The following is a 5,939-nucleotide window of genomic DNA, read 5'->3' as shown; positions in this document are numbered from 1 at the left end:
TTTAAATTAATTTATTTTCAAAGCTTTTCCGCGCCAACAATATTTAACTATACACTAAACAAAAAAAGATGTCAAAACTTTTTATCCAAAATAAAATTAATCTTTACTGTCATCTTTATATAAATCAATTCCTAATTCAGGATGAACATTTAAATAATTTTTTGTAAATTTATCAACCGCTTCTTTATCACTTGTGTTGATTCCACTTCGTCTCATATCATCAAATAATCCACGATAAAATTTATCGAATTTAGGATTATAAAGCGACTGTAATTGATCAGCGTTAACATTTACCCAATCTACTAAATGTTGTCCATTTTTAATAATTCCTTGTTTCTGTAAATATTTAAATAATTTTTTTAATGCAAATGGAATTGTTTGATACATCTCTTTAGTTTTTTCATCCGCTTCCAGCAAAAGCATAAAACGAGAAAACATTACTTCTTGCAAAAGATTATCATTCCATTGATCTGGTTTTTTATCTAACCCAACAATTGCAATTTCAACAAAACTATCAATAATTGCATCAATTGCTTGAATTCGACTGTCCCCCCAATTTACTACATCAGGTTCGGAATCAATTTCATCAAGCCAACCATCAATCATTTTTCCAACTTCTTGCGTTTGTTTTTCTTTATCCATGACATTCACTCCTTTAATGTTATTATATTATCACTCATAAGACAGGTATAATAGAATTAAATCACATAGGAAGGAGTCTTCAAGAATTGAAAAAAATTGCAATCGTGAGTGCTAAACGAACCCCAATTGGAAAAATCAACGGACAACTAAGTAGTCTAAACTCAGTTGACCTTGGAGTAATCGCTGCTAAATCAACAATGAACTCCATTAATTTAGATCCAAAACTAGTAGATCAAGTAATCTTTGGAAATGTAATTCAAGCTGGCGGCGGTCAAAATATTGCTCGTCAAATTGAACTAAAGTCTGGAATTCCTGATACCAGTACTGCTTGTACAATCAACCAGGTTTGTGGTTCTGGAATGAAAGCAATCCGGCTTGGGCAGCAAGCAATCTTAACCAATGATGCTGATATTGTTTTAGTTGGTGGAACCGAAAGTATGTCAAATGCTCCTTATTTAAATTCTAAGGTTCGTCAAGGTCGCAAATTTGGTGCATTTACTATGGAAGATAGTATTGAAAAAGATGGATTAAATGACTTCCGCACAAACGCTCCCATGGGAATTACGGCCGAAAATGTAGCTGAAAAATTTAACATAACTCGTGCAGCTCAAGATCAATTTGCTCTTTCATCTCACCAAAAAGCTGCTAAAGCAATTAAAAATAACTATTTTGCAGCAGAAATGACCCCGATAACAATTCGTGGCAAAAAAACAGCAACGGTAATTTCAACTGATGAAACCGTTCGTCCTGACACTACTATTGAACAATTAGCAAAGCTTAGAACATCATTTAAGGAAAACGGAACCGTAACTGCTGGAAACGCGGCTAGTCTAAATGATGGTGCATCGGCATTAATCATGATGACAGAAGATCGTGCTAAAGAACTTAATTTAAAGCCTTTAGCAATCATCGATAATTATGCAGAAGCAGGATGTAACCCCGATATCATGGGATATGCTCCTCGTTATGCCGTTGAAAAGTTATTGAAAAAGGAACAAAAAAACATCTCTGATTATGATTTATTTGAATTGAACGAGGCCTTTGCTTCTCAAAGTTTAGCGGTTGTCAATGACCTTCATATTCCAATGGAAAAATTAAATATCACCGGTGGTGCCGTTGCTTTGGGTCATCCGCTTGGGGATTCAGGAGCTAGAATTCTAATTACCCTCATCAACAATTTAAAAAGAACTAACCAAAAATCTGGAATTGCAACCCTTTGTATCGGTGGTGGTATGGGAATGGCAATGAGCATTCACATTAATTAGCTAACCAGATGCTTTAGTTGTAAAACTAAACTTTATTCTTTATAATTGGTTATCGTTAAATAATTAAGTAAGGACGTATAAAATTATGACTTGTGTATATGTGCGTAAAGCAACTGAAAAAGATTTACCAGAAATTAAAAAAATCATCGATGCTGGTCGTGGTTTCTTAAAAGAACAAGGAATCAACCAATGGCAAGGTGCTTACCCAACTTCAGAAGATATTAAAAAAGATATTGATAACAATATTTCTTATGTAATTGATGTTGACGGTAAAGTTGCCGGTTCAGCTACCCTTCACCTTGGAATTGATCCTGATTACCTCGAAATGGAAGAAGGAGAATGGGATCACGGTACAACTGCCCATTATTCAGCTATTCACCGGGTTTCAGTTTCACATGAATATCGTGGACAAGGTCTTGCTGGTAAGTTAATCAGTGGATTATTCACTGTTTCATCATTACTTGGTTTTAAAGATGTTCGAATCGATACTCACCCAATGAACAAGGCAATGCAACACATTATTTTGGCTAGCGGATTTACTAAAAAAGGTATTATTCGTACTAAAGCAGAAGGTGATGATCGTTTTGCTTACCAAATCGAATTACATTAATAATAGGAGCTTTCAATGAGTGATCAAGCAGTTCTAATTAAATTAATTATTATGGCTCTTGCCGCAATCTTAGTAACGATTGCCAGTTTAATTTGGTCATATAAAAGTCAAAAAACATGGCGGTCCAAAAGATTTGGCGCACTATCCGTTTTATTAATTTGTTTTGTCACAATCCTCATTATCCTAATTTAATATAAAAAGACCTCGGAAAATTTCCGGGGTCTTTTTAGGCTAAAAATCTAATAATTGCTAAAGATAAAATACCAACTGCCACAATCACTAGTAAATTTTTACTGATAATTGCAGAAATTACAGTCGGTATCGAAGCTAATAAATTTTCAATATTTAAACTAGGTAAATGGCCGAGATGTTGCACAAATAAGCCATTAAACCAAAGAGCAGACATAATTACCACTGGAACAAAACTGAGAAATTCCACAAATGAAATTGGTAACTCGAATTTTTTCAGTAGGATAAATGGGATTACTCTCGTTAGCCAAGTTACGAGCCCACATCCAACAATTACTAGCAAAACAAATTTAAAAGAAAGCATTTTTGATTTTCACTCCTAACCAACATCCAACTAAAGTTACTACCAGTAGTAATAAGCTACTAGGAATAAAAATTAACCCAAGGTAGGTTAATCCAAGTGTTACCAACACCATGATTACTTGTAATTTGAAAGCCATTGTTCTATCTGCCAAAATTTGAAGATAAAGTAAACCAATAAACATCGCAATGAAAGCAAAATCTAGCCCAAATTTATTTGGATTGGGAATTAAACTACCAAGACTTCCACCTATTCCAGAAGCAATTATCCAAGTCAGATAAGCCAATATATTCGCAGTATTCAACCATTCAAAATTAACTATGCGCTTTGTGTAATTTAATTTATTCATTGTTAAAGCAAAAGTTTCATCGGTTAACAATGATCCTAGAATAATATTTCGTTTCATTGATTCTTTCTTTAAATACGGAGCAACCGTCATTCCCATTAATAGCATCCGTGCTGATAATAAGAAAACTGCCACCAAAATTGAAAGAAAAGTACTCCCACTAACTAACATACTTACAATCACAAATTGTGCTGCACCTGAATAAGTAATCGCAGACATTAAAACAATTATTAATAAATTTAAGCCAGCTGATTTAGCTACAATTCCAAATGCTAGTCCCACACCAATGTATCCTGATAAAGTTGGGATAGTATCTTTAATTCCAGAACGTAATGATAAATTACCGTTCACAAATGTTCACCTCTTTGATAAATCGTTTTATATTTATTCATTATATAATGAACTTGCAATCAATTTCTGCTAAGTTTGATAATTAGACAAATAAGTTATAATTAATGGAAGATTGAATTTATTTTGCTGGAAATTGCGTAAGTAATAGAGTAGAATAAATTATATCAATAAGCGAACAAACGTTCATATTTTAAAAATAGAAAGGTGTTTTTATGGCCTCAAGTTCTAAGAAAAACGCTCAAGATGCTCGTCAAGCTGAGCTTGATAAAGCATTAAAACAAATAAAAAAAGAATTTGGTACCGGAGCTATCATGCGAATGGGTGAAACCCCTGAAAATACTGTTAGTGCAATCTCTACTGGAATTTTATCATTAGATATTGCCCTTGGTGTTGGTGGATTTCCTCGTGGTCGTGTGGTCGAAATTTTCGGTGCTGAATCTTCAGGTAAGACAACTATTGCCTTACAAACTGTTGCAGAAACACAAAAAAATGGTGGTACTGCTGCCTATATTGATGCAGAAAATGCCATGGATCCCGAATATGCTAAGGCATTAGGGGTTGATATTGATAATCTACTTCTTTCACAACCAGGAACTGGTGAAGAAGGCCTTCGAATTGCTGATGCCTTAATTGGTTCAGGTGCAATTGATTTAGTCGTAGTCGATTCTGTTGCTGCTTTAGTTCCTAAAGCAGAAATTGAAGGTGACATTGGTGATTCCCACGTTGGTTTACAAGCCCGTTTGATGTCTCAAGCCCTTCGTAAATTAACTGCCAACATCAACAAAACCAATACCGTTGTAATTTTCATTAATCAACTTCGGGAAAAAGTTGGTGTGATGTTTGGTAATCCTGAAACTACCCCTGGTGGTCGTGCATTGAAATTCTATTCCAGTGTTCGTCTCCGAGTTAGTGGAACCAAACAACAAAAAGACGGTCAAGAAGTGGTTGGGAAAGAAACTAAGATTAAAGTTGCCAAAAACAAGGTTGCTCCTCCATTCAAGACAGTTGATACCTTCATGAGTTTTGGTAAAGGGATTGAACCCGTTGCTGACATGGTGAACTTAGCAGTTGATAAAGATATTATCGACAAATCTGGTTCATGGTACTCATATGGTGAAGAACGTTTAGGACAAGGACTTAACAAAACTGTTGCTAACTTGAACGAAAAGCCTGAATTAGTTGAAGAACTAATCCACAAGGTTCGAGTAGCTTACGGAATTGAAAAAGAAGAACCTGCTAAATCTGAAAAAGCTCCTAAAGACGATAAGACTGATAAAGCAACAAAGGATCCTAAAGTAGAAGATAATTCAACTTTAGATATTTAAATTAAAAACTCTCAAAATAATCGTAATTGATTAGTTTGAGAGTTTTTGTTTGGAGAAATTTATATTTAATTGTTAACTTTCTTCCATTCCGCTTGCCACTCGCTCATCGCAACAAAAATTTTTCGTGTTTTTTGCCCAATTTTCGTTAGATTATATTCGACACTCGGTGGAATTGTGTCATAAACGTTTCTGATCACGATTCCATTTTCCTCTAGCATCCGTAACCGACTTGATAATGTTCTCGAACTAATGTTAGGAATAATTTTAAGCAACTTTCCGTAATGATTATTTCCGTTCATAATTTCTCGTAAAATTAACGTCGTCCATTTTTTACCAAATAAATCAAAAACCGGCTCAAGCAAACAACTTTTTTCTGTCATAAAGGACTACCTTTTCAAAATTTAAGCTTCTACTCGAATCTTAGCTACCAAGCCTACTAAAGATCCAGTTTGTCTCGCAATGTTTAACATAGTACTTGCGATGTTAGAATATTCTGACCCAGCACTTTACATAGTTAAAGTTGTCATAGCAGGAACGGAAATTCCAATTCCTAAATTTCCAAGGGCATAAAGAACTGCTAACAACGCATAGTTTTCAGTAAAAACTGATAAAGCTAAGCCAACGCTAGTTACAGCAGCTAACGATAAGCCAAACAATAATGTTTTTTCAATTCCATACCGATTGGATAAAGAGCCACCTAAAAATAACAATGATGCAAACGACAACATGTAACTATCTAAAATCCATGCACCAGCAGCTGCTGTCAAATGTAAGTCACTTTGAATAGTAGTCACGGCAACGTTAGAAATTGAAACATCTAAAGTTGCCATATTGAACTACTCCCACTTAG

9 protein-coding genes are annotated in these 5,939 nt (G+C 34.6%); 4 read left to right on the top strand and 5 right to left on the bottom strand.

Annotated features, from left to right (window positions below):
* Positions 1-96 precede the first annotated feature (96 nt).
* Entirely contained in the window at positions 97-642 is a 546-nt protein-coding gene (locus FD36_RS06055) for a hypothetical protein (RefSeq protein ID WP_014081469.1), read from the bottom strand.
* Positions 643-728: 86 nt separating this feature from the next.
* Between FD36_RS06055 and FD36_RS06050 the strand changes: the two genes are divergently transcribed.
* The 3 genes from FD36_RS06050 (at position 729) to FD36_RS06715 (ending at position 2,709) form a co-directional block, all read left to right on the top strand.
* Positions 729-1,907, top strand: coding sequence for a thiolase family protein (locus FD36_RS06050; protein WP_056958783.1), 1,179 nt, complete (start codon positions 729-731; stop codon positions 1,905-1,907).
* Between the two features lie 85 nt (positions 1,908-1,992).
* Positions 1,993-2,517, top strand: a complete 525-nt coding sequence (locus FD36_RS06045) for a GNAT family N-acetyltransferase (RefSeq protein ID WP_056958780.1) — start codon at positions 1,993-1,995, stop codon at positions 2,515-2,517.
* A 15-nt stretch (positions 2,518-2,532) separates the two neighbouring features.
* Complete coding sequence (locus FD36_RS06715; RefSeq protein WP_014081466.1) at positions 2,533-2,709, top strand: hypothetical protein; 177 nt, start codon at positions 2,533-2,535, stop codon at positions 2,707-2,709.
* Between the two features lie 34 nt (positions 2,710-2,743).
* Here FD36_RS06715 and FD36_RS06040 read toward each other — a convergent pair whose 3' ends face one another.
* Positions 2,744-3,070 (bottom strand): AzlD domain-containing protein, encoded by a 327-nt coding sequence (locus FD36_RS06040; RefSeq protein ID WP_014081465.1) that lies wholly within the window; start codon positions 3,068-3,070, stop codon positions 2,744-2,746.
* Positions 3,057-3,764 (bottom strand): AzlC family ABC transporter permease, encoded by a 708-nt coding sequence (locus FD36_RS06035; protein WP_014081464.1) that lies wholly within the window; start codon positions 3,762-3,764, stop codon positions 3,057-3,059. Before FD36_RS06035 ends, FD36_RS06040 begins: the two co-directional genes overlap by 14 nt.
* Before the next feature lie 212 nt (positions 3,765-3,976).
* On the opposite strand from FD36_RS06035, the gene recA reads away from it, so the two are divergent.
* A complete protein-coding gene (gene recA, locus FD36_RS06030; protein ID WP_056958779.1) occupies positions 3,977-5,089 on the top strand; it encodes a recombinase RecA in 1,113 nt (370 codons plus the stop codon).
* A gap of 65 nt (positions 5,090-5,154) precedes the next feature.
* Here the strand turns inward: recA and FD36_RS06025 are convergent, their stop codons facing one another.
* Both FD36_RS06025 and FD36_RS06020 read right to left on the bottom strand, forming a co-directional pair.
* The gene (locus FD36_RS06025) at positions 5,155-5,469 is read right to left on the bottom strand and encodes a winged helix-turn-helix transcriptional regulator (RefSeq protein ID WP_056958777.1); all 315 of its coding nucleotides are present in this window, start codon (positions 5,467-5,469) and stop codon (positions 5,155-5,157) included.
* A 126-nt stretch (positions 5,470-5,595) separates the two neighbouring features.
* A complete protein-coding gene (locus FD36_RS06020; protein ID WP_056958776.1) occupies positions 5,596-5,919 on the bottom strand; it encodes an MFS transporter in 324 nt (107 codons plus the stop codon).
* Positions 5,920-5,939: the final 20 nt, after the last annotated feature.

The sequence above is a fragment of the Fructilactobacillus sanfranciscensis DSM 20451 genome (assembly GCF_001436035.1).
In the GTDB taxonomy this organism is placed as follows: Bacteria; Bacillota; Bacilli; order Lactobacillales; family Lactobacillaceae; genus Fructilactobacillus; species Fructilactobacillus sanfranciscensis.
This window is presented reverse-complemented; position numbering and strand designations above follow the sequence as displayed.